The sequence below is a fragment of the Butyricimonas sp. BSD2780061689_150309_C8 genome (assembly GCF_015560935.1).
GTDB lineage: Bacteria > Bacteroidota > Bacteroidia > Bacteroidales > Marinifilaceae > Butyricimonas > Butyricimonas paravirosa.
In genome coordinates, this window is the sequence record NZ_JADMSV010000042.1 from 1 (window position 1) to 23,808 (window position 23,808).

Annotated in this window: 19 protein-coding genes and 3 pseudogenes; 11 read left to right on the plus strand and 11 right to left on the minus strand. The window is 36.9% G+C overall.

Translation table 11 applies throughout. The features are described 5' to 3' along the window. Window positions 1-762 precede the first annotated feature (762 nt). Window positions 763-948, plus strand: a pseudogene (locus I2I33_RS20405) (site-specific integrase); the annotation flags it as partial. A 129-nt stretch (window positions 949-1,077) separates the two neighbouring features. After that, window positions 1,078-1,565: pseudogene (locus tag I2I33_RS19565) on the plus strand (ORF6N domain-containing protein). A gap of 248 nt (window positions 1,566-1,813) precedes the next feature. Here the strand turns inward: I2I33_RS19565 and I2I33_RS19570 are convergent. The 4 genes from I2I33_RS19570 to I2I33_RS19585 are packed head-to-tail and all read right to left on the minus strand — an operon-like array spanning window position 1,814 to window position 9,239. Next, window positions 1,814-5,065, minus strand: a complete 3,252-nt coding sequence (locus I2I33_RS19570; RefSeq protein ID WP_087422278.1) for an N-6 DNA methylase — start codon at window positions 5,063-5,065, stop codon at window positions 1,814-1,816. After that, a complete protein-coding gene (locus tag I2I33_RS19575; protein ID WP_087422277.1) occupies window positions 5,062-7,089 on the minus strand; it encodes an Eco57I restriction-modification methylase domain-containing protein in 2,028 nt (675 codons plus the stop codon). The genes I2I33_RS19570 and I2I33_RS19575 overlap by 4 nt, the downstream gene beginning before the upstream one ends. 12 nt (window positions 7,090-7,101) lie before the next feature. Continuing rightward, window positions 7,102-8,931 (minus strand): DNA methyltransferase, encoded by a 1,830-nt coding sequence (locus I2I33_RS19580; RefSeq protein WP_087422276.1) that lies wholly within the window; start codon window positions 8,929-8,931, stop codon window positions 7,102-7,104. Continuing rightward, on the minus strand, window positions 8,931-9,239 hold the full coding sequence (locus tag I2I33_RS19585; RefSeq protein ID WP_087422275.1) for a helix-turn-helix domain-containing protein: 309 nt from the start codon (window positions 9,237-9,239) through the stop codon (window positions 8,931-8,933). Before I2I33_RS19585 ends, I2I33_RS19580 begins: the two co-directional genes overlap by 1 nt. Window positions 9,240-9,499: 260 nt before the next feature. Here I2I33_RS19585 and I2I33_RS20570 point away from each other — a divergent pair. From I2I33_RS20570 to I2I33_RS20415, 3 genes and pseudogenes are all read left to right on the plus strand, one after another. Next, window positions 9,500-9,595, plus strand: a pseudogene (locus tag I2I33_RS20570) (DUF3945 domain-containing protein); the annotation flags it as partial. 278 nt (window positions 9,596-9,873) lie between these two features. Then, on the plus strand, window positions 9,874-10,062 hold the full coding sequence (locus tag I2I33_RS20410; protein ID WP_229128393.1) for a hypothetical protein: 189 nt from the start codon (window positions 9,874-9,876) through the stop codon (window positions 10,060-10,062). Window positions 10,063-10,091: 29 nt separating this feature from the next. Beyond that, window positions 10,092-10,283: a JAB domain-containing protein gene (locus I2I33_RS20415; protein ID WP_229128394.1), complete on the plus strand. Its 192-nt coding sequence runs from the start codon at window positions 10,092-10,094 to the stop codon at window positions 10,281-10,283. A gap of 250 nt (window positions 10,284-10,533) precedes the next feature. Here the strand turns inward: I2I33_RS20415 and I2I33_RS19600 are convergent, their stop codons facing one another. From I2I33_RS19600 to I2I33_RS19620, 5 genes are all read right to left on the minus strand, one after another. Then, complete coding sequence (locus tag I2I33_RS19600) at window positions 10,534-10,800, minus strand: RNA polymerase sigma factor (protein WP_087422273.1); 267 nt, start codon at window positions 10,798-10,800, stop codon at window positions 10,534-10,536. 1,350 nt (window positions 10,801-12,150) lie between these two features. Then, entirely contained in the window at window positions 12,151-12,561 is a 411-nt protein-coding gene (locus I2I33_RS19605; protein WP_087422272.1) for a hypothetical protein, read from the minus strand. A 10-nt stretch (window positions 12,562-12,571) separates the two neighbouring features. Continuing rightward, a complete protein-coding gene (locus I2I33_RS19610; RefSeq protein ID WP_087422271.1) occupies window positions 12,572-13,186 on the minus strand; it encodes a fasciclin domain-containing protein in 615 nt (204 codons plus the stop codon). Window positions 13,187-13,193: 7 nt separating this feature from the next. Beyond that, entirely contained in the window at window positions 13,194-14,717 is a 1,524-nt protein-coding gene (locus I2I33_RS19615; protein ID WP_087422270.1) for a RagB/SusD family nutrient uptake outer membrane protein, read from the minus strand. A gap of 2 nt (window positions 14,718-14,719) precedes the next feature. Continuing rightward, a complete protein-coding gene (locus I2I33_RS19620) occupies window positions 14,720-18,037 on the minus strand; it encodes a SusC/RagA family TonB-linked outer membrane protein (RefSeq protein WP_087422269.1) in 3,318 nt (1,105 codons plus the stop codon). Window positions 18,038-18,504: 467 nt separating this feature from the next. Here I2I33_RS19620 and I2I33_RS19625 point away from each other — a divergent pair, with 467 nt between their 5' ends. From I2I33_RS19625 to I2I33_RS19640, 4 genes are all read left to right on the plus strand, one after another. Further along, window positions 18,505-18,930, plus strand: a complete 426-nt coding sequence (locus I2I33_RS19625; protein ID WP_229128395.1) for an XRE family transcriptional regulator — start codon at window positions 18,505-18,507, stop codon at window positions 18,928-18,930. A gap of 491 nt (window positions 18,931-19,421) precedes the next feature. Beyond that, entirely contained in the window at window positions 19,422-19,718 is a 297-nt protein-coding gene (locus tag I2I33_RS19630; RefSeq protein WP_087422267.1) for a helix-turn-helix domain-containing protein, read from the plus strand. Window positions 19,719-19,953: 235 nt separating this feature from the next. Beyond that, the gene (locus I2I33_RS19635; protein WP_087422266.1) at window positions 19,954-20,214 is read left to right on the plus strand and encodes a helix-turn-helix domain-containing protein; all 261 of its coding nucleotides are present in this window, start codon (window positions 19,954-19,956) and stop codon (window positions 20,212-20,214) included. 69 nt (window positions 20,215-20,283) lie between these two features. After that, window positions 20,284-21,288, plus strand: coding sequence for a putative phage abortive infection protein (locus tag I2I33_RS19640; protein WP_087422265.1), 1,005 nt, complete (start codon window positions 20,284-20,286; stop codon window positions 21,286-21,288). An 88-nt stretch (window positions 21,289-21,376) separates the two neighbouring features. Here the strand turns inward: I2I33_RS19640 and I2I33_RS19645 are convergent, their stop codons facing one another. Both I2I33_RS19645 and I2I33_RS19650 read right to left on the minus strand, forming a co-directional pair. Further along, window positions 21,377-21,718, minus strand: coding sequence for a hypothetical protein (locus I2I33_RS19645; RefSeq protein WP_087422264.1), 342 nt, complete (start codon window positions 21,716-21,718; stop codon window positions 21,377-21,379). A gap of 511 nt (window positions 21,719-22,229) precedes the next feature. Beyond that, window positions 22,230-22,637 carry a response regulator gene (locus I2I33_RS19650; RefSeq protein WP_087422263.1) on the minus strand — a complete coding sequence of 136 codons (408 nt, stop codon included), beginning with the start codon at window positions 22,635-22,637 and terminating at the stop codon, window positions 22,230-22,232. 632 nt (window positions 22,638-23,269) lie between these two features. Between I2I33_RS19650 and I2I33_RS19655 the strand changes: the two genes are divergently transcribed. Both I2I33_RS19655 and I2I33_RS19660 read left to right on the plus strand, forming a co-directional pair. Beyond that, the gene (locus I2I33_RS19655) at window positions 23,270-23,473 is read left to right on the plus strand and encodes a hypothetical protein (protein WP_087422262.1); all 204 of its coding nucleotides are present in this window, start codon (window positions 23,270-23,272) and stop codon (window positions 23,471-23,473) included. Between the two features lie 17 nt (window positions 23,474-23,490). Beyond that, window positions 23,491-23,676 (plus strand): hypothetical protein, encoded by a 186-nt coding sequence (locus I2I33_RS19660; RefSeq protein WP_087422261.1) that lies wholly within the window; start codon window positions 23,491-23,493, stop codon window positions 23,674-23,676. Window positions 23,677-23,808 lie beyond the last annotated feature (132 nt).

Sequence of the window (23,808 nt, forward strand, 5' to 3'; positions counted from 1 at the left end):
AGATTATTTTATTGAACTATTTATAATTTTGCAGTCATGAGAAAAGAAGGAATTTACACACTTTTTGAAACACTATCAAATTGGATAGGATAGTGTCTCAAAAAGGGTGATACTTAATCAAAGTGTGTTGAGCGGAAGCCACACCCTGAAAGGCGTTCTTTACATCGTTGGCGGTAGTTGAACCATTCAGTTGAACCAACTTTTGATAATGTAAATTTATCGAAACTGTCAGTTTATCCAACGACTGATTAACGGTTACTGCCATTGTGCTTTTGCCTGACATACGGTTTGCCCGTGTATCCCAAAGGGATACAGTAGCGGTCTGTTTGGTACTGAATTACGCCATCGTTTTTCCGATGGAGATACGTCCCATAATCGGGCAAGTACCATCGGCTTTTACTTCTGTTTTCTTGATGTAGAAAAGCAGTTTGAAATCTGTTGCCATACTCTGTTGTTTTTAAGTGATAAAATTACTTCTAACAGAGCTATTTAAGCGACTGAAAAAGACAGACTAACAATACCTTTGTCGGCTAACGAATGACACCCACTAAAGAAAAACAGCACATATAACTAAACCCGTCTAAAATTCAGTGTTTTACCTTGATTCTCTGTTTTAAAGACAGGGAACGGATAAGTAACTGACCTTTTCCTAAATCTGCTTTTTATTGCATTTCAGGGGATAGACAGTTAAAGCCATTGTAAGACACAAATAATTGATTCAGCGTGAATTACGTTCATTTTCTAATTTCCGCTTTTTAGGTTTACACTTTCGCCATGGCTATTACCTTAGCAAACGGTGTACCCATCGAAAGTGTATCTAAGATGTTGGGACACATCGACATTCGCACTACTCAAATCTATGCTAAAGTCATAGATGCGAAATTAAGTAACGATATGGAATTACTGGCGCAGAAAATTAATACGAAAAAGGTAACTGCTACCATATAAAAGATTAGGAACTGGTCACAAATCGTGACCAGTTCTAAAGATAGTTTATCACTTAACAACTTAAAATATTGAATTATGGATTTACAAATCATTCAAAGCAAGATTTATGAAATTAGGGGGTGAGGGGTTATGCTCGATGGCGACCTTGCAGCACTTTATCAAGTGAAAACAAAAGTCTTGAAACAGGCTGTTAAACGTAATATAGAACGTTCCCCCGAAGATTTTATGTTTGAACTGACAAAGGAAGAAGCCGAATGTTTAAGGTCACAAATTGTGACCTTAAAGAATAATCCGGATGAGATGGAAGAAGCTGCCAGTTCAAAACGTGGTAAACATACCAAGTATTTGCCTTATGTTTTCACGCAGGAAGGTGTAGCCGCTTTATCGGGTGTGTTACGTAGCCCTATTGCCATACAGATGAATATTTCTATCATGCGGGCATTTGTAGCCTTGCGTCAAATGATAACAGGCTATCAGGAACTACTAAAGCGTATTGAAGAACTGGAAGAAAGCACAGATGCATAATTCAGCGAAGTTTACCAAGCTCTGATCCAATACTAAGTAAACCTGAACCGAAGCCACGCAAGCCGATAGGATATAGAACCTATGACGAATAGCAGGCTAAGGTATTCAGTTGTCTAAGGGGTGTCACCAGTGATACCCTTTTTTTAGTTCCCTAAAGTAATGTATCTAAATTATAAATTTTAGTAAAGTTACAGTTCAGTGCGGACAAATACCAAATCTAAACCATCCCGGTTTTCCAAAAAACTCTACATCTACAAAATAAGTAGAAGAGGATGTATTCAAAACTCTCTTGTTTACAAAACTACCCCGATTTCTATGTTTGGGCGTTTTGTACTCCCCTTTATAACCCATACAAGGCTCTACATGCTTCTTCGTATTCTTGATATGAAGGTAAACGTTTGATGTATGAAGCTAATGTTCTTCTTCTTTTTGTCAGAGCGCTTGTATTAGGATTAAGCAATTCCTTGACATCTGAATTTAATAGTAATTCATGGTATTCCGAAACCAAACTCCAAGTCTTTTCCACAACATCTTGATGGGCTATTTGGCTTGAATCATAAGGAGGGGTAACTCCAAATGGAAGTGTATGTATATGTCTCTCTCCAAAAGCACCTCGTGGCTGAAACTCTTGAATAATTCCATTTATGGCTTCACTATTAAAAAGTCCCGTCAAGTAAATTGCCTCTTCTTCAGTATCTACATGTGTCCAATATATTGTTTGGTCAATAATTAACCTGTCTGTGACAACATTTTCATCGTCTAAATTAAGATATGCCGCACATACATTTTTCCCACCTGCACCAGTCATTACAATAAATCCGGTAGATGGAAGAACTTGCTGAGAAAGTTTCCCTCTGACATCTAATAGTGAGAATAATGAATCAACGTTCCCATTAATAGGATCAATTGTTTTAAATATCGCTTCAAAAGCGTTTTGAACAATTGCTCCTTTGGATATAATCTCTCTGTTGGATAGTTTAGTCCATTTACCACCTTCTTTTTTAATGGGGAGAAACACTTGTTGAAATGGAGAGATACAGTATGGAGTTAATAAATTTGAAGTTATTACATCATATATTAAATCCCTCTTTACTATTCTACTAGATAAATGAAATTCTTTAAATTTTTTAGCATCCCTAACAATATAAGCAATATTACTGGTAATAGGATTGATAGATTTAATAGATACATTATTTCTATTCTCACAAGGCGAAACCTCATAAAACAGAAGATTTCGAGGCATAATATCAGCTCCTTGACGAAAAGATCCAGGGTTATAAAACCCTTCCTCTCCAGTAATAAGTCTCTCACCCCAAGCTGTTCTATTACCTTGGGTGTTTTTATAGAAAGTTATTTCAGTCGAAGACTGATTCTCATAAATGATACATCCCGGTATAGAAATAGAAGGATTTGCATCAGGTTGTTGTTTCTTCCCAAACAATATTGCTGCCTTATTTTTAAAAACGAAACCATCAATCTTCCATATTTCATTTACTTTGAATGGAACAGAAATTTTAGATGTTAGAAATTTTGATTTTCTAAAAGGGTTATGATGATGTCCATTTAAAACGGTATCGGGAACTATACAACCTATCTGAGCTCCCGCAGTTAAATATTGGCGAACTGCATGAAGTAAAAAAATGGTGGCTAGTTCGATATGCAAATGAGAAGAACCTTCTGGCTTTATACCAAATTCTTCAGCCTTTCTTTTTAGAACCACATGATAAGGATTATCTGCAACCTTACTTAGCGCAAGCCAAGGGGGATTAGATACAAGACCATTAAATTGTCCTAGAACTAAACCGGGTCTAAAACTATTTCTTAAAATATATGACCATATTCCATTCCGACCATCTCGATTAAGTATATCAATTTTGCTTATGAATTGCTTTAGGAACTCTAATATCATTTCAATCTGTTCAGGAGTAATATCTTGAGCCAAATTGCTTATAATATCCTGAATATGAATTAATAACTCATCTTTTTCAATATACAAATCAATTGAAGACGAATTATTACTTAGAGCTAATTTATAAGCAATAGAGATTAAACTATCAAAGAATTCCCGATATTGAGGAGCTATTAAAAAAACTGGCAGTTCAACCGAAAATTCTGCGATTTTTAGAATATACGCATTCGTTTCACTTACTATATTATTCGATATAGGAGTTATTGCAAACAAAGAATCCGCATGGTATATGGGTATGGAAATATTAAATGTACCAAGAGGCCTAATCCAATCCATTGTGACGAGAAGCCAGTTGATTTTTGACAGCATAACAGCTAATGGATCAATATCAAAACCTGTGATTGATTGTACTAAGAGATTGATTCTTTCCTCCTGACCGTGAATATCTATATTTTCCTTAATCCTATTTTTTATAATTTTGAGTGACTCAACAATCATAGATCCTGAGCCGCAACACATGTCCAGTAAACGAATAGGTTCATTCGACGGAATACTATCTATGACATGATGAACTAGCTTATGTGATAACCAACTTGGTGTCCATTCCTGACCTAATAGCAGTCGTTGAGAACGATTAGCTAACTGAGCCATTAACTTGCCAAATAAATCTTCGTCTGGATCTGATGCAAAATTATATACTAATAAATCTTGTTGTATTAATTGAGCAATAGGAGCAATCTTGTCTGCAATAGGCGAAGAATTGATCCAGCCAAAATAATCGTATTCAATAAAATTTATCAATCCTTTATTCTCAAAATAGCGTCCAGAAATAATGTCTAAAAGTTCATTTTCATCTGAGTTCAAAGCCCTCTTCTCAATATAATTTGCACAAATCAGTTTTCCTAAAGTAAGAATATAGTATTCGTCAATATATGTTTTTATATCAAAATATTTCGAATGCCCTTCCTCTCGTAAGTAGCTCACAAAGCTACACCATAGACTAGAAACTAATTCTGCATATTTCGGACTATCCTTAAATGCCCCATTTATGATTTTTTCGAGTGAAGATAAATAGATAGAACAAAATTGACTTTCAAATCCTAAGTCCTTTGCAATAGAATAAGCTGAAACAGGACGTGCTCCAATACGACCGAGATATTTTTGAAGAAAAATTATTAAATCATTAGATGCTTTATCATCTGCTCGAGAACAATCGATGAAATCGATCTGATTTAAGATAACATTATCTCTATTATAGGGCATCACTGCGGTTTGGTCTATTTCAATCGTATAAGTGTACCAACGAACAGTATCAGACAGTATCCCTATAACTAAATCCGAATCATTACCACGATTAACGAGGGCAGCACAATAATCCTTGACTTGATTAAATCCGGTGTCAAACTTAGACCTTATTGTCAAATCACCTTCATACTCAATAGCAACAAGATCCACCAAATTATCTATAAATCCAGTACTTACTTTAGTTCCTTTATTTATTTTTACGGCGGATTCACTATTTTGTATATGTCGTGTTACCCAGTTGGGCATATCCGTGAATATTTGACGTAAATGTGAAGTAAAACTATCACGAATAACTTGTTCGTTTTTCTTTTCGCTAATGAGCTGGACACTATCAGCCAAACATTTTTTAGCAGCGGATATATTTACAGTGGTATTCATAATTTACTTCTTTTATTTATAAGGTTATCTCTTATGGATGACAAGTGCATTATTTTCTCTTCTACAGAAATATTTTTTCCAAAAAGATCAATTATAATGACTCTATCTATCTTTTCTATAATATCCTTTGATTCATCTGATGAATCACTAAGAATCTTACCATAACGATTCAATACAGAAATGGTATCCTGACTTAAGTGAGGCAATGGTATGGACTTTATTTGTGTCGCTTCTAATTTGAGAGCACCTCCACCCATAACAGTTCCATGCTCTTCGACTAAAGTTAAAAACAGTGTACTGTTCAATAAGGATAACAAACCATATTTATCAAACTTAGACAATTTTACATTAGTCCAGATTGTAGAAAAATTTGCATCTATAAGAAAGTGTTTGTTATTCATCCTTACTTTTACACCATTATTATTAATTCGGGGAACAAACAATTCTGGAGAATGTCGTTTAGAAAAATCAGGCAACATGTACCAGAACCGAGGAGGGTCATCCGGCTTTTTTTCATTCCATTTTTTTATATTAGGCTTCACTGCGGATAATTCATTAATCTTTTTATTGTCTCGCTCTTTTATAATTATAGTTGATGCTTTTCTAATATATTGGATTAATGCAATAGGCAATTCTTTGTATTTATGCTTTAGTTTCGAATTACATCCAATCGCATATTTTGCATCTTCAGGAATTGCATAATTTTGTAAGGCTAGTACAACTCCATTTATTTTAAAACTATTTACCGAATAAGAATCGTCTAATTCTGTTTGTTTTCTCACAACAAATTTTGTATATTTTTTATCGACCACAAATGGATCTATATTGTATTTTTTATCTGGAAATAGTTTGATTTCATTCGTAGACCAATTTTCAGAATCTAAATAAAAAAAGAAGTTTGCACCAGTTCTTAATCCCTGACCCACATTAACTCCCATATCTTCAAGAAAAGAAAATTTTATTCTTTTCGAACCAAACCAATCCTTTAAAGAAGAAGTGGATTTAATATCTTTTCCTTCTTCTATGAAAAGTTTTGAATTGTTTTCTTCGGCATAAATGAATCCTTTTTGACGTTTACTTGTCGAGATAAGTTCTTTGGAGAATTTTTTCAAAGAAACGGTAGTATTATCAATAAATCCATTAATAGACTTTCCTTCTTTTAGAAAATGAATGAATTTTTGCTCAGGAAATATACTATTAGGAAACATATTTCCTATCAAACTGTCAACACTATTTGCTGTTTTGTATATAGATGCATATATAAAAAAATCATTATCAGTCCATGCTTGAATTGGTTGTTTGCTGATTCTTTTAGCAACAATTAAGGTTGTTTTTATTTGAGCTGGTGAAAACCAAGTAGAGTTTGCATCCTCAATAATGTATTCTATTTTAAAGAGTGATAATAAAAGATATTTAATAATGAGAGCGTAATTTCTACTTAACCAGGCTTCAGGAACTACCATTGCAAGAGTCCCTCCCCTTTTAACCATCATGGAGCATAAAATCCAAGCAGGGACAGCAATGTCAGATAATCCTGAATAATGCATTATTACTTTCTCTAAGAATATTTTTTCTTCTTTATCTATCTGCTTAAAGTGCTCTAAATGCTTTATTAAATACTTGCGTATTTGAGCGGAACTAAAGTTGTCATTGCATTTCCCTTCTTTAAGTTCCTGATATCTTATATAAGGCGGATTCGTTATGACTAAATCATAGCCTTCTGAAGATAAGGATTTAATTACTTTAGGGTCAAAAATATTTCCATTAATCAAATTATTAATAGAACTAGAAGCCCTCTTTTGGGCTATTTCAAAGATAGATTTATCAATCTCTACTCCTGTCAGATTTGGTCTAGGACAACCATTGGTATTTATACCTAATAACAAATCACCAATACCACACATTGGATCAATAATATTATTGGCGGTATAACTTTCGGCAAGACAAGACAGAAGTTTAGCAATTGCATTTCCTGAGAAAAATTGCCCTAATTCTTTCTTTGTTTTGATACTGCTTAACTCCATCTTTTATCTTTACTATAAATGAGAAATTATTTGCTTTTCCAATTCCAATTTCACAATATCGTAAAACTCATTCGCATCATATTTAACAGGATACCCAAGTTCTAAGCAAGCATTTATATATCGAGAATATATTCTTTCCGGCTTTCTTTCTTCAATATCCGTAAATTCATCAAAAGCTTTTTTAATTATATCCTCTATTAATAATGTACCATTTTTTTGAATATCAATTTTCTCATTTGTCTTTACCAATAATAATAAAGGATCGCCTTGGACTTTAACTGTTGATGTCACTTGTTTAAAACTCCCTTGAACCTTATTTAAAATACTTGAGGTGCATACCTTTAAGCTCGCATTTTGATATGATTCAATTAAAGCTTTCCAGATTTCAGCCTTAGCCGAATGAAAAACCAAACTCATAGCGGCATTATCTTTCAATACCCGATTAATTTCGGAAAAAACGCATGTCATCAAATCCCTATACTCAGAGATTCCTTTATTCTGAGATCCATTTATAATAGCTTCATTGGTTTGATCTGTGATAGAACCTAACCACGCTTCATTAATTTGATTTATTTCAGAATACGGAATGTAATCTCCGAATGGAGGATCCGTAAAAACATAATCAACAGATTGTGTCGGTTCCAGTAGTGTAGTACTACTCATGTTCTTTACTTCAACTTCACTCTTACTATGTTCAATTAGAGTGAAAGCTTGTTGTAATGTCTTAATTTTTCGTCTAACACCCTCTATTATGTTTTTTTCAACAGGCAGGCTACTGATGTACAAAACTCCTGATTGTGCCCCTGTTATTACAAAATCATTGTTATTACTTTTAACAACGACACGAGTCATCAATGTTGAATGTGAAGCATTATAACTAAGTAATAATAATTTAAGTGCATTTTGATATTTCTCGGGATATAAGTTTATTCTTTTCCACAAAGAGGCAAATATAATTGCATTCCTTTTTGTATACAAATGATGTAGGTGAGTAATCCCTTGATGATATCCTTTGCGGTATAAATCTCCCCATTTCAATTCAAATGTTGGAAAATCAGTCAACTCGATTTTTTCTAATTTTTCCTCTAGAGATTTTATGTCGCTGTCAGTAATATCTTTATACCATGTTTCTTTTCCTGTTTTCCCATAAATACGTACAGGAACTCTTTTTTTTATGGTATGTTTTATCTTTAAAACCTCATCCATTACATCTTCGGTTGCTCTAGGGATTTTACTAAAAGCTTCTGTGTGCTTACAATAAGGACACTTAAAATTAGACAATATTTTAAGAGGAGTATGCTGTACTGCCGTTTGCCAGAATGTTAATTCTTTTTTACAAATAGGACAAATCAAAACATCCGACCATATCACATGCCTTATTTTTCCTATATTATTCTTATTATCATAAGTAGTATAAAGGTATCCTAATTCTTTTTCTGCTTTATCCAATAACTTCTTAGCATACTTAGCGAATTCCTTGGAAGAAGGAGGATTATTCATAGCCTCACTGACAAAAGCCCCTAAAGTACTCAATTCATATAAAATAGCCTTCCTTTTCCCCCATTTAGGATTTAATTGCATTTTAGCTGCTGTTTCTATCATATAAGGAGTCGGATTATCACAAAGTTTTGTGGCTAACCCTGTTGTTCCACTACCAGCAAATGAATCCAATACAGTATCGCCAACATTTGTATGGCATGCTATAAACATACCTATTGCCTCTGGTGATATTTTAGTGGGATACGAAAATGCATTATATAATGCTCCGCTTCTACTTGAAGGAAGTGGAGTATTATAAAGTTGCTTTATCTCTTCTATATTTAAAGTATGTTGCTTTTTCATTATTTTCTATTTTTCAACCTCGTTTTGGCAATTTCTAGCACATTAATAGCATTCTCGCCTTCACTGTTTATTAATTCGTAAACTTGATCTGTTAGCCACAGAGTCACAAGCTCTCTTCGATCCACATTTAGAATATCAGCTAGAACCAAAATCTGGTCTTTTTTTATAGAGCGTTCTCCTCGTTCAATTTTACTTAATGTAGATTGATCAATATCTAACAATGCAGATAATTTCCGTAATGGCATATCCGCTTGTTCTCTAAGTCTTCGAATCTTCTCTCCAAATGTTTCTATAGTTTTTGTTGACATATTCAATCTGGACAAATTTTGTCCAAAGATAAGATGTTTATTTGAACTGGACAAGAAACGTGTTCCTATTTTTGCTTCAACCTCATTCGCTGCCCAATCGGTACCACAAGTCGCCAGTAGTAAACAAACAGACCTGTTGTTTAGCTACCCTACAACGAGCAAATGTAACTCACCACTACCAAACACGACAGACATGTCTTTGAATTAGAAATGACACCTTGCGGCGAGAGAATCCTGACACTTATGTCCTCACTAACCGTGTGGAAGCTGTTCCACTTTCAAAAATCCAAATTCCTCAAAAACTCAAAAGCGTCGAACTCTCACAAGATCAGCAGTACAGCTTAAAGAAAGATCAGGGCGTATTGGTAAAAACATGGATAAGAAGGCATATCCCGGCGAAGAACCCAGCACGAAGATCACGCACATCGTCCAATGCAATACCGTGAATAAAAATTTCGACTTCATGCTTACGTCTAAATAGTGCCAGTACCACCAACAAGAACGGGCGGCGAAAGTGGAACAGAAAACGGGTCAGGACTATGGGCGTATTTTCTGAAAAAATTAGGTTGAAGTCCCCGCCAAACTGTGAGTGTCTGGCAAAATTTCTTATTTTTTAATTTAAAATTCAGTAATCATGAGAACAACAAAATTTACTATACTGGAAATCACTATTTCCTATAAAGACAATGTAGAAGTATCCGAAAGGGTAAAAATCTTAACTTCTCAATCTTCCTATTCCCATTTGAAACCGTTCTATACGGAATATATAGAACAGTATGAAGAAAACTATATACTATTCCTGAACCGTGCTAATAAAGTTTGAGGCATTTCTCTTATTTCTAAAGTATAGCCATGGGGGCTCATGTTTCGGGGATTATCCTTTCACATAACCATCCATCGGGCAATCTGCATCCGAGTGAACCGGACAAACAAATTACCTCAAAAATAAAAGAAGTCTGCAAGGTCTTGGATTTGCGCCTGTTATACCATATCCTCCTAACAGAAGAAAGTGATTACAGCTTTACGGATGAGGGGCTTATCTAAGCCCTTTTTTACTCTCTCATTACCCAATACAAAAAGCCTAATGGCTTTTGTTTCTATCCTCTCAAACAAGAGAAAAATTTCCCCTGAAACTGATTGGAACATTATCAAAGGTATATCCGTGCCTGTTACTGTTCAAATTATTTTTTAGAAATCTCTACACCTGCGGGTAGTATTTCATAAATAATAATTTGCCCTGTACCAGTCCCGAACCTTTGAAAAGACAATGTTCCCATTCAGTTAAAGGAAAAATTTATGTAGTAGGTGACACCTTTAGAAAATTTAAAGCTGTATTCCTTGTAGTGGTGTATAGATAGGTACTAAATGCCTTGTTTGGGTCTATAGATGTATGGTTCATCCACAGTCTCATGAAAATATCCTGTGCCAGTTCTTCAGCATTACTTTCTGACCTTAAAAGCCCCGTCAAGAGATATTTTACCTTATCGGAATAAGCTAAAAATACTTCTTCGAAAGCCTTATGATCGCCCTTCTGCAATGCTTCGATGGTTGATATTTCCATTGATATTATGAATTAGTAATTATATCGCTGTACAAAAGTATAAAAGACAATGGGTAAAAAGGAACGATTACCGAAATAAAACACTGTAACCGCATATACTTTAAGTAATATTTGGTTTAGAATATATTTATTAGTCCAAAATTGTTAGCTGCAAGGATATATATGTATATATAGCTTGCATCTTGTGCCTAAGTTGAAAGATTAATAATCAAACACTTGTATGATTCAAAACGAATACGGACTTTTGAACCCAAGATAAATGGAGACAGACATCCGCCAAATGCGGATAAAAACCCTTAAAAAAGTCAGTATCCCAATCGTACCCCTTCTCACTGGGTGATGATATATAACATGTTGATATTTAAGATGGTGAGACGGATGGGTTAAAGATCCATGCGGATCACCAGAGGCGATTACAAAAGTAGTCGCCTTTTGCGTTGATATGGATTGTTACAGCTCACCCGTAAAGGCTCACGTGAGTTCTTTTAACTCACTTATATTATTACTTGTTTTTTTATATTTGATTTTACTCCCGTAAAATTACCGTTGTAAACTTTACAACCACTATCATTAAAAATCTATGAAACATTAACAATCATGTTCAGTAAAAATGAGCATGAAACAGAAAGACGTCTCATAAGATTTATTCAAGAAGAAGATGGCAAGAAATATTTAGGAAAAGATTACCTTTATCCATGACAAATGAAACCGCCTCTAGGAGAAGAGGCGGTTTCCGGACTTAAAGCGAGAAGGAGTTAACAGATTCTCTCGCTGTTAAGTATCTTAAAAGAGGGGGCGCGGGTTCCCCCTCTGTTTTTGATCTAACTTTTGTAAACTATCAATTTCATTCATCAGATCAAGTTGTCCTAAGTTCAAATACCCCGCGCTCAAGTATTTAACCGATCAATCCTATTTTTAAAGAAAACAGCCGGGTGGGATTCAAACTACTAATGTGAGAAGATGAACGTGGCTCCCCTGTGCGTTTCCGGCTGCTTTCTTGTTAGCACCGGAATAAAAAATCCCGGTGCTGTATTTTAGCAATCCGGGAGATTTATAAAATCGGACCGGGCTGCTCTTCGTGGCGAAGGTCTAGCAAACCTTAGGATACGAAAAGCAAGCCTCGACCCGACTATATATATTACTATACGTAATCAGGTTCGAAGCGTTGCAATCACCGTGATCCTATCGAAAAGTTGCTAGATTTCGCCCACAGTGCATAATTGCACGCTATCAATAAAAACTGAACGTATTGCGTTCTGTTGTTGCAAAGATGATAAATAATTATCTCATAAACAAAAAAAATACTAAATTATTTTTCAAGTCTTGGCAAAATAGCGTGATCCTCGTTCATTACTTTATAATAACCGTGAAAGCTGAATCAATCGTGTAACCATGATCTCTGTTTCCGACTTTCACGTCTATAATATACCGACCACTTGGAACTGTATGATTATACGGGAGTTCGATCACTCCTGTCGGTTTTATTGAAAATTGATTCATGATTTCCGGTTGTCCCCCGTTAATACCCCATATCTGAAAGTAAATAGGTAATGTCCCTTCCACGCCGTCGATCTCGTTGGATTGCCACGGTATCTTGTGTTCGATTTGATACGCGTCTTCTTCCTCGTCCAATTTTGCTTTCACGACAAGCGAATCGGGCGAGTACATGGCATTTGTCACGTTCAAATACCCGATTGCAATATCTTTTTGACAACCGATAACCAAAAGAAGAATGAATAATGATAATATAATTGTTTTCATAGTTTGAGGTTTATAGTGTTGTAAACATACAGGTCGCATCAAGCGAGTGTACCACGCCGTTATTCATTTCTATATTGCACGATGCAACCGTGCCGATATAACCTTCCGGGGCTTGGAACGCTAATTTTTCCGCACCAATGTCAGAAATACCACTAAATGAGGACGTGATCCGGTACACCCTTAATTGGATACCTGATAACGTTCGTTCCATTGTTCCTCCAGTCTGTGTGCCTTTTACCTCGTAATCGAAGTCTTGTAAGAACTTTTTCCCGTGTATCATATACGAGAGTAACATTTCTCGACACTCGTCAGCAGGGATGTCCGCAACCTTCTCGTACAAACGTTCCTCGTTATCATCGAGTGTTTGAAATAAATATTGGTTGATTGAATGATTGGTCGGGGCGAAAATAGTAATCTCGTCTTTGTTCGTCCCGTCAAAATATTTTATCATACCCGCGTGTTTGATCATCACGATCAGAGAATCCCAATTCGCGTGGTCGGTATGAAAATATTCCCAAACCGTGCAGTCGTGCTTTTGCTCGTGCGTGCCGGAATCAATATAATTGTCTTTATCACAACATACCATTAGCAAGGTAATAGTTAATATCAGTAATACGTTTTTCATAGCTTTATTATTTATGTGGATAACCGTTTCTTTTCCAGTATGTTGTTTGAATCATACGGGTGTTATTGCTAAACGCCATAGAACCGACGGGAACAAACAAAGCCCCATCCGCCACGTCTTGATCGGTCAGGGTTTTAAATTTGCCTCTCAGTTTCTCCCGGAACATACCGTTTCTAACCATATCAAAAAATCTTGTGTTAATACCTTCAAGAAATAATTCCCTGTCCCTCTCGTTTTGAATAGCTTCTTTTAGACTACCTTCGTTTTCATCGTAAACGTTAGTATTGGCTCTTTGACGGATAACATTCAAATCAGTTTCCGCACCTGTCCGATCCCCTGTTTTCTCTTTCAATTCCGCGCGCAACAAAATGATGTCGGCAAGACGAATGATGATCTCGTTATCAAGGTAACTTTTTATACGTCCTACCTGCGTTCCATCCGTGTATTTGCTATAATGACGTAGCTTTTGAATGTATGCCGCTCCTTGTGTGATCGAGGTGCTTAACGAGTTATAATAATCAAGGTCATAGAAGTATTCTTTTCTACGATCATCGTTCGCGTCCGGGTAAAGCGCGTAAACGGTTTTATTATTTATCCTTAGATTCCTTCGTGTGGTTTGTGGGGTCGCAAGGGGAACGATTGGAAACGATTGACAAAAACCTGCTAAACGTGAACCGGATGTCACGAAATCGAAATCGTTATCCCTGTAATCCAGTTCAAAAATGCCCTCGCTGCTATTACCAAACATCACGGTTTCGCAAACCTCATGAATATTTCTTGCTAATTGATAATACTTGTAAGATAATACCGTGTCGCACTCCGCTATCGCGAGTTGATTCAGTTCCGGTTCTTTATTTAGTGTCGCTTTCCACGCGTAAAGGTGAGCCAGTATAGCGTGAGCCGTCCCCCGTGAGGCAATTTGTTTACTCGTGATCGTTTCGCCATTCACGTCTTTCAGGGCGTCCGCGTGAGGTAACAATTTTGCCGCTTCCCGCAAATCTGTTATACATTGCCCGGCGATCTCTTGCCACGCTGTCCGTCCTATTTCCCCCGTGTCCTCTGAATTTAAAATCAAGGGAGCGTCCCCCCATACCCGGAGCACGTAAAAGTACATGTAAGCCCTTAGCACGAGGGCTTGCCCCATGTAGTAATTATACCTTTCTTGCGCGAGGTTCCCTTTTTTCAGGTTATAAATAATTTCATTCGCGAAAGTGATAACCCTGTACTCCGGTCGCCAGTCCAAGTTGCCATTCGTCATACTCCATGAACGAGAAAGCTCATTATTACACGGGTTTTGCCAAGTCGCGAGGTTATCAAATATTAGTCCTCGATCCCGGTATTGTACCATAACATTACCTTGTGCGGCTCTAAAAAGCGAATGTAAACCCATTGTCGCGGCTTGGAAGTCTTGATCGGTTTTCCAAAAATTATTGTTCGTGACTGAAATTTCCGGTTCTTCTGTTAGAAAGCTATCAGAACAGGAGTTCAAGATTAACACGAACGGGATGAATATATAAAAAATTGATTTCATATTTATAGATTTAAGGTTAATCCAAATGTTAGTCGTGTTGACAAGGGATAATTTCCAAGCCCGTCGATACCAGTCACGGTATCCACACTTTCGGGATCGGCTCCTTTATAATTCGTGATTGTGAAAAGGTTTTCACCCGTTGCAAATACCCGTACACCAAATCCTATAAATTTTTTCACGTTTTTGGGTAAGGTGTAGCCTATCGTCAATGTTTTCAACTTGATATAGCTCACGTTTTGAACGTTGGCTGCAATTGCAGTTCCAAAATTATTTAATCCTGCTTCTAGTCTATTCACGGGATAATCAGTGTTATCTCCTTTTTTTTGCCAGAATGAAATGTTCTTTATGTCCGCGAAAACGGGTTTGGCCATTTCTTCCGGGCTCATACCTAAAGAGGTTCCCACGGATGCGCCCGTGCCTTTATTTAAAATATGTCTTCCAATCACGTAATTGAAAAGGATATTCACGTCAAATCCTTTAAAATTTAACGTGTTGATAATACCGCCTGATGCGAGAGGAAGCGGGGAACCACAGAAAACCCGGTCTTCATAATTGATTCGCCCGTCCCCGTTGTTGTCAAGTATGACTCGATCCCCGGCACGATAGAATTGTTGCCCCGTTCCGAGGGGGGTATCCTCTCCCGCGATAAAATTACGTGGCACGTCTTTATCGTCTTGATAATATCCCGCGGTTTGATAGGCGTAAATCCCGTTTAAGGGTTTGCCGATGATATTCAGGTTATCGGGGGAATCGTAATTTGTAAAATCTCTCTCGTCTTGACTTTTTTCTAGCCTGTTCCAGTTCCGGGCGATGTTAAACTCCAAGTTCCAGTTAAAATGTCCACACCGCAAGACGTTCCATTTAATAGCCAACTCCACGCCTTGATTACTGATACAATAGGCATTTTGCCATTGCTGCATATAACCGGAATAGTTACCCGGCAGAACAATAAGGTATAATAGTTTATCCGTGTACCTGTAATAATAGTCCAGTGTCACGCCAAGGCGGTGATTAAATAAATCCATATCAACACCTAGATCGTATTGATCTGTTTTCTCCCAGGTTAAGCCTTGGTTTATTAATCCTAAACCAAAGTCAGGGGTTACCGTGGGATAACCTAGAAATGGATTATTAGCCTCTAGCAGACCGAGCGCGATATAGGGTTGATCGAATTGTCGTCCGGATTTTCCCCAACTAGCACGGAACTTACAATAATTCAACACCCCGTGGCTCCAATCCATGAATTTTTCATCGGATATAGTCCAGCCTAGAGCGACCGACGGGAAACTCCCCCACCGCACGTTTTTCCCGAATTTGGAACTTCCATCTCGCCTGATCGTGAACGAGAAAAGGTACTTTTGCAAGTAATTATAATTTACCCTTCCGAAAATTCCCATGAGCGTGCTTCGCTCCATGCTTGTCATGAAATCTTTCAGTTGTCGCTTGTTCTCGGTATCGTACGCGTTACCCGCCCACGGTACATACTGGATCAAGTTAGACGGTGCGGCTTTTCCCCATCCTCCAATATCGTCTTTCTGATCCATTTGGTAAGATAAGCCCGCTAGTAGATCAATGTTGTGTTTGTCGTGAAACCTATACTTGTACGTGATTAGATTTTCATTCAGAAGCATTAGCGTTCGTTGATGCTGCCCGTTGGAATAGGTTTCGTTATATTCGTCCAAGTTGGAAGGCATGAACAAGTTTTGATATTGAAGGGACATATCTGCGGCAACGGAAGATTTTAGCGTTAAACCTTTCACTATCTTGTAACTTAGGTCGAAAGAACCTCTAAGCCTGTAAGCTTCGCTTTTCTCCTTGATCTCGTCATATCGTTTGATCGCTTCTTGAAAAGCTTTAGTGCCGGGACCGGGGAACACGGTAGAATATTCTAGCAATTGTGACGGGATTTGTTCTAACTCCGTGCCAGTGGAGAACCCATTAACAAGCATATCGTATGACGAGCGATCTCGTCCCGTTCGGGCAATGTACATCCTGAAATTAGCTTCCAACCTGTCAAACGGGCGCAAGTTGAAATTACCAATCAGATTTACCCGGTTAAAGCCCGTGTTTTTTAAAACACCCTTTTCAGTGTAATAACCTAAACCTATATTGTAAGAAAAAGTACTGTATCCTTTACTTAACTGTATATTCGCATCCGTGACTTTTCCCGTTCTAAAGTAGTACTTGAAAAGGTTCGTGGAATTGTTATAGAACGGGTTCAAGCTGTCTTGATAGATCGGCACGTTCGTGCCATAACCTTGATTCCAAAAGTAATTGTAATGTAACCCTTCATTATAAGATTCATAATAATTATCAACGTATTTGTACGTGTTTGTTTCGTGGTCGTAATACGCTTGCGCGAAATTGTTCAACGCAGCTAAACGAAGTCTTCTTTCAGCCTTTCCACCCGTTAATTCGGGAAGTTTAGGGTTGAAAGAATACGTTTGCGACACGTTGATGCTGAATTTAGCACTTTGATTCAAGCGTCCTTTTTTGGTAGTAACGAGAATAACCCCGTTCGCTGCGCGAGAACCGTAAATAGAAGCGGAAGCCGCGTCTTTCAACACTTGCACGCTCTCGATGGTGGAGGGATCAATATCGGCTAACGTGTTTGAACCTGTAATGGGAGAGGTAAACGATAGCAAGGGTACACCATCCACCACCCACAGGGGTTCGCTACCTCTCCGGGTGTTCTCGATGGATAAACTGTTAAATCCCCGGATCGTGATTGATGTTCCCCCGCCACCCGGCGCGCCAGTCATGTTCGTGACGTTCATACCCGCGACTCGTCCTTGTAGCAAATTGGCAAGTGAAGGTGATGGAATATCCTTTATTTCATTTGCCTTGACTGTTGACATCGCACCTATAACTTCTCTTTTGTTTTGTGTTCCATAGGCGATTACGGTTACTTCGTCCAGTTTCGAGATTTTTTCCTTTAGTGTCACGATCAGTGTCTGACCGCTTACGAAGTTCTTCTTGGCATTTTCATACCCGATAAAAGAGAATACTAACACCCCTTTTGCCTTGGGTAGTCTGAAAGAAAATGCCCCGTCAACACCCGTGACAGTACCTATTCGCGTACTATCCAGTAAAATTGTAACACCCGGAAGTGGTTCGCCTTTTTCATCCATGACCTTTCCTTTCACGGGATAATCCGGTATTGAATCTCTCGTGTTGCCTGCCAGCATAATATTGGGCAGGTAGATTAGGCAGAATGATATAATGGCTACTAATGAATAGTGAACCAGTATAACTTTTCGTGTTTTGGGTTTTGTTGAAAGCTTTCTCATGCGTGCTTTCTTTTTCAATTTTTTTTTCATAACTTTGATTGTTAGTTAATTGTCAAACAGATAACTAATGAGAGGATTGTTAAGTTTTTGCGGACGTGACAATCCTCGTTTTGTATTTACACGTATTAACGTGCGTTCTTTAAATTATTTGATTATTCATGTTTAGATGATCTTCTGGTGATAATGGTGTTCTCATGGAGGCACATACTTTTCTCTTGTGAAAATGAAGGAAAACACCCTGAGAGGATTCAAGGGTGTTTTAAGAGCGCGCAAAATTAAAAGGAAGTTATATATGCTCATAGTTAGTTGTTAATATTAAACATTTTACGTGTTATTACACGCTAGTTATGTTACTTAATATTTGAACGCTTTTGCGTTGGACAACCCACTATGAGGTTAATTTGTTTGTGATAGTTTACGATACAAATATAGTAGTCGTTCATGACTAACGCAAATAAATAGATAAAAATATTTCCTTTAACTCTAAATTTTTTGTTATGAAACTAAAGATGAATAAACTAGAAACGAAATTACAAGCAACAGAGGTTGAAATATATATAATTAACAAGGTAATGGAGTATAGAGTCGCTGCTAATTATAGTAAAAGGAAGTTAGCATTAGAGTTAAGATTGTCGGAAGCTTACATTAGACAAATCGAAAATCCTAAGTGTAAAGAAAAATATAATGTCAATTTATTGAACGAGGCGGCGAAAATTTTGGGGTGTCGAATGGCTGATTTTATGCCTGATCCGTTTGTACAAAGTGACTCGATTGAAGAGTATATGAATTTGCATCCGGAAATAAAAACAAAGTATGAAAGATTGGAAAAAGAGCGTGACGAGAAAAGCCGGGAGAAATTAGAGAAAAAAGAAACTGTGAAACGCCAACGCAATAATATAAAAAGAAGTACAAAAAAGAAGTAATATCCTTTGTACATAACGAATTTGTGTTTAGCGGTTTTGTTACCTTAGTTTCAACTATTCATAAACAAGACGTTTTATACGTCTTTCAGATCAAATATACCTTTATATACACGTACTTATAAATGAGAGAATCCTTCACTTTTTTAGGGAGGGGGCGAGTTTGATATTACCATGTAGTATTATCGGCAAGAAAGCAAATATATTTCATGTTTAAAATTAACGCCCTCAAGGTAATGAGGGCGTTGGAAGTGGATGCACCTTTCTCCGATGGCGTCACGCACGTTGATCTTTTATTGTTTTGGGTGGGGACTCTTATTCTTTGTGTTTTTATTTCTTTTATTTTGAGTTGTTTCCAGTTCGCTACTTCTCTTTATCGTGGGGTAAAGGTAAATTTTCGGGTTATTACTTCCAAATATTTTAACATCTAATTGTGCAATTGCACATACTGATTCTTCCACGATGAAATTTCCTTTATCAAATTTTACAATAGCATGAAAACAAAGATTGATATATTTATAGCACAAAAAGTTAAAGAAATAAGGGAAAGAGAAGGATTAACACGTGAACAGCTTGATATTAAGTTAGGATTTGCAGCAGGTTCCGCGTTTGTAGGACACGTGGAAACCGATAAAAGAACAAAATACAATATATATCATTTGAATGAACTTGCTAGAATCTTGAATTGTAGTATGGCTGATTTTCTTCCTTTACCATTTCATGACGAGAATGGATTAGAGAAATTCCGGGATCATCTTGCGAAACGGAAAAAGCGGGAGGAGAGTAAATAAAATTATACGGGTAACTTTTTCTCTTGATACCTACAAGAGAGTTTATAGAAAAGTAAAGCCGTGCCTAAAAAGACACGGCTTTGTTTTGCGAGCATAAACGCTCGACTTCTGGTTGCAATACTTCAATTTTTCTAATTTGTCTTTAGATAGCGTAGTAGGTGCAAATATAATGCTATGAAATTTCCGAACAAACTTTTAAGGTGAAATTCTTTCCTTTACTTGTTAAAATAAAAGGATGCGAACGACCATAGAGCAATATATCATTGATCGAGTTCGTGAAAAACGAATCGAGCTAGGGAAGAGTCAAAGGGAACTCTCTCTGGATATTGCTTGTGATATGGGGTTAATTGGTCGAGTGGAAAGTTTAAAAGGAAAAGACAAATATAATATTAATCATCTAAATGCGTTAGCAGTAGTGTTAGGTTGTTCGATCAAGGATTTTTTTCCCGATCAACCTTTTATTGATAAAAATTCTAAATACCTTTCTGCTCTCTAATCCAAGAGGGCTTTCATTTGTCATCTCTTTTTGTCTATATTTGTAAATATATTTATAATGTAGAAAATTATGAAGATTATTTATGTGCTTTATGCTTTGATTGTTATAATTTTTATTGCGTCGTTAATACCTTTATATTATTATTTCACCACGTTTGACGGGGGAATTTCCACGGAACTGATAGAATGGAGTACTTTTGGGACCATTATGGGGGCGGTGTCGGGTTCTCTTGCTTTTATAGTTGCAACGACAGGTATTTTGGTGACTAGACATGAAAGTGCAAAAGCGCAACAAAGTGATACTTTCTTTAAATTACTGGATTTACATTTAAAAAAAGTGGATGCAGTGGTGGTAAACGGTAAATCAGGTTACGAGGCGTTCAAATTTTTTGCTGATAAAGCAAACAAATATCTATTGATACATTTGGCAATACAAAAAATCAAACAAGAAGATAAAAAATCAATGGATCGGGCTCGGATACTTGTAGAAAGGACTAGAAAATGTATTGATTTTAATTTTAGGTCATATAATCCTGCTAAAGCTGTGATTGAAATTTTAATTAAAGATTATCACGATGCTTTAACTCTCTTTGAATATGAGGATCAGTTCAATGATTGGGAAAAATGGATTGCTGATTACGTGAAATCATTGAGTGTTGATGATAGACGAAAAGCTTTAGCGGAGGTGTACAAGCAAATTTACACAGAAGACGGGCATTTGCTAGGACAGTATTTTAGGAATATGTACTACACGATGAAAACTTTCAATGAGTTTGATGTTTCGGAAAAGAAAAAGGATTACTACGGGAAGTTGTATCGTGCGCAACTTGGAAAAAGTGAATTGGTTTTGGGATTGTTTAATGCAGTATGGGAACGTTCGGGCAAAGAAATGGTAGAGTTGTTGCTACAATATGATATGTTAGATGATATTTATAGTCATGATATAATCCTGTTCACTGGTCTTGACACGGAACAAGCTTATAAACAGACGAAGGAAATTTTGAATAGTTATCTTAATTTGTTAAAAGAAAAAGAAAGTAAAGTTACGCCGGGGGAAGCGGGAAATGAAGCATAAAAAACGTGGACGGTTAGCTACCCGTCCACGCACATTCTCTTCACATTCTTTCCTTTTTTCTTAGAAATAGTAAAACTTCTCTCTTGATTTAATTTTGATCAAGGGGAACTGATAGATTTGAGCAATCTTGTTTGTCCGTGTCGAGGCTCATGGTACGACTTTGATAATCCCCGTAAGGATCACTGAACACGATAGTCGTTTTTGAGCTACTTGCGGTTAACGAGAAATGCCCGTCACCGTCTGTCTGGATTGTTTGCATGACTTTTCCTGCAACAATTTCAGAAACTTCAATCCCACTGAGCTGCGTCAAATCCTGAGAATCATAAACCGTCCCCGCTACTGTCCGAGAGTAAGCCGGGGCTGATGCGTTCGTGAAAGCGAAACATACGCTCACGCACGCCAACAAGCTGATTAAAACTAATCTTTTCATGTTCGATTTTTTTTAAGGTTTTACAATTCTAACCTAAAAAGTAACGCGTCCCTTCTCACATTAGTTTGTTAAAGGTATGACATTTTTTTTGTAAATCAAAGCAATTTATGTAAAGATGATTTTTTTGTTGTGATATTTTTTTTGAAATTCATTTTGAATGTACCAAATGACTTAAATGCTGCATAGCAATATTTTTGTAGATTGATATGTTGAATGATATTTTGTTTGCAATTTCTTGTTATGATAATTTAAGTTTATATATTTAGGTTTGTCTATCGTGTTTGTAGATAACATAAATCTTTATGGATAATTACTCATCTCACGTGTTTAAAGGGAAAAAGTTGGTTTATAAAAGAGATTGATCGGAATTGACAAAAAATAAGAACGAAATAAACCTGTGTATTTATGTATAATAAATAGTCGATTTTGAACATAAATAGGGTTGAGATGAGGACATATTTTTATACCCGTGAAATTTTTGTATCACGGGATATATATAATTTTTCCACCCTTACTTTTTTTTACCGAAAATTTTTTCCCAAAACGTTTTCTTTTTCGGTGGGATAGGTTTTCTCCCTTTGGCAATGATAGATTTTAAGTCACGGGTTAATTTTTCAAAGTTCCAGTTTTTTTCGATGCACGCGTCCGCTAGGGTTTGCATTTCGGGAAAGATGAGAGAGGTGAGCATGACCACGAGTATATTATCACCCCTTTCTCGAATTTCTTCCAAAATTTGCATCCCTGTTTTTTCCGGCATATAGTTGTTGAGAAGTATTAAATCATACTCTTCTCCACCGAGATATTTTTCCCAAGCTTCATTGCCATCCCTCGCTATAACAACATTAAAACCACCGCGCGTGAGCGTTTCTACCGTTAGATGACGAATTTCCGCGTCATCTTCTGCGTATAAAATTTTCATTTTCAATTATTTTAAAACGGTAGTTTACATCACAAAGGAACGAATTTTTCTGTTAAATTCAAAAGGAATTGGGCGAATCCGCTGACAGTGCGGACCGGGCTATCCGCAATACATGGTATCTTGCTTCTATCCCTTTCGCAGGGAATGTAAGCCCCCCTTGCGGGGGAGAGCGGTATTTGTTTATTCGTTTACTTTTTGCCGTTCCCCGTGATTGTCCCCGCTTTTCGTTTATCTGTCCCTCCTTCGGGCAGTCACTATCGGTTATGCAAAGGTTGTTTCGTGTCAGCCGATAAAACGAAATTATGTCGTTTTTTCCGGAAAAATCTCCACGCTCCCGGCACGGGCAAAAAAGAACTGCGGGAGGTCGTATTTTTCCTTCAAAAGCCTCCGTTTTTCAAAAAATCTCCATCCACGGGGGATCGTATTTTTTGAAAAAAATTTGTTTGATGTCTGGACCCGACACCCTGTAAGCATAACGAAAGCGACCGACCGAAGGAGGGGTAGACAAGTAGCGGGGGACAGGGAAACGGAAAAAGAAAACGAAGCTCCCTCCCTCAGTCGAAGTAGACAAGAACGGAATGCGAGTAGTTACCAATCGGGGGTATTCCCGAAGAATTTAAAATTTTGAAATCATGGTGAGAATTGTATTGAAGGTTTTGAAGATTGTATTTGTCGCGTTTGCCGTGATATTGGTTTATGCTACCGGGTTTAAAAGCGTGTTGGCTATTTTGTTCATGTTCCTTTTTATCCGGCTTATCGTGAAAATACTTGTTACCCTGTTTTGTTACCTTCTGATAGGAGCAATGATTTTCGCTTTTATCTCCTTGTTAATCTGAATCTAAAAAACAACGTTATGAAAACAAAGAAATTGACAACAGAAAAGACAACACCGGAAACGCCGGAGACTCTCGAAAATTTAATCCGACAAGTGCGAGAGCGTTTTAAAAACTTTTCCCCGGAAAATGGTGTTTCCATTTTTCTAGTAGAGGAAATCGAAAATCTCGAAATTGGTGGAAATTCCAATGTAATTGACCCTTAGAATCCAACTTAAATTGCCCCCCTTTAAATTTTCCCCCGAAATAGCCAGATAATCTCTTTATACACGTGCATAAAATTCTACAGGTATGCCATTATTATTATTAAATTTTATTCACAAATATAGTGATTTTAT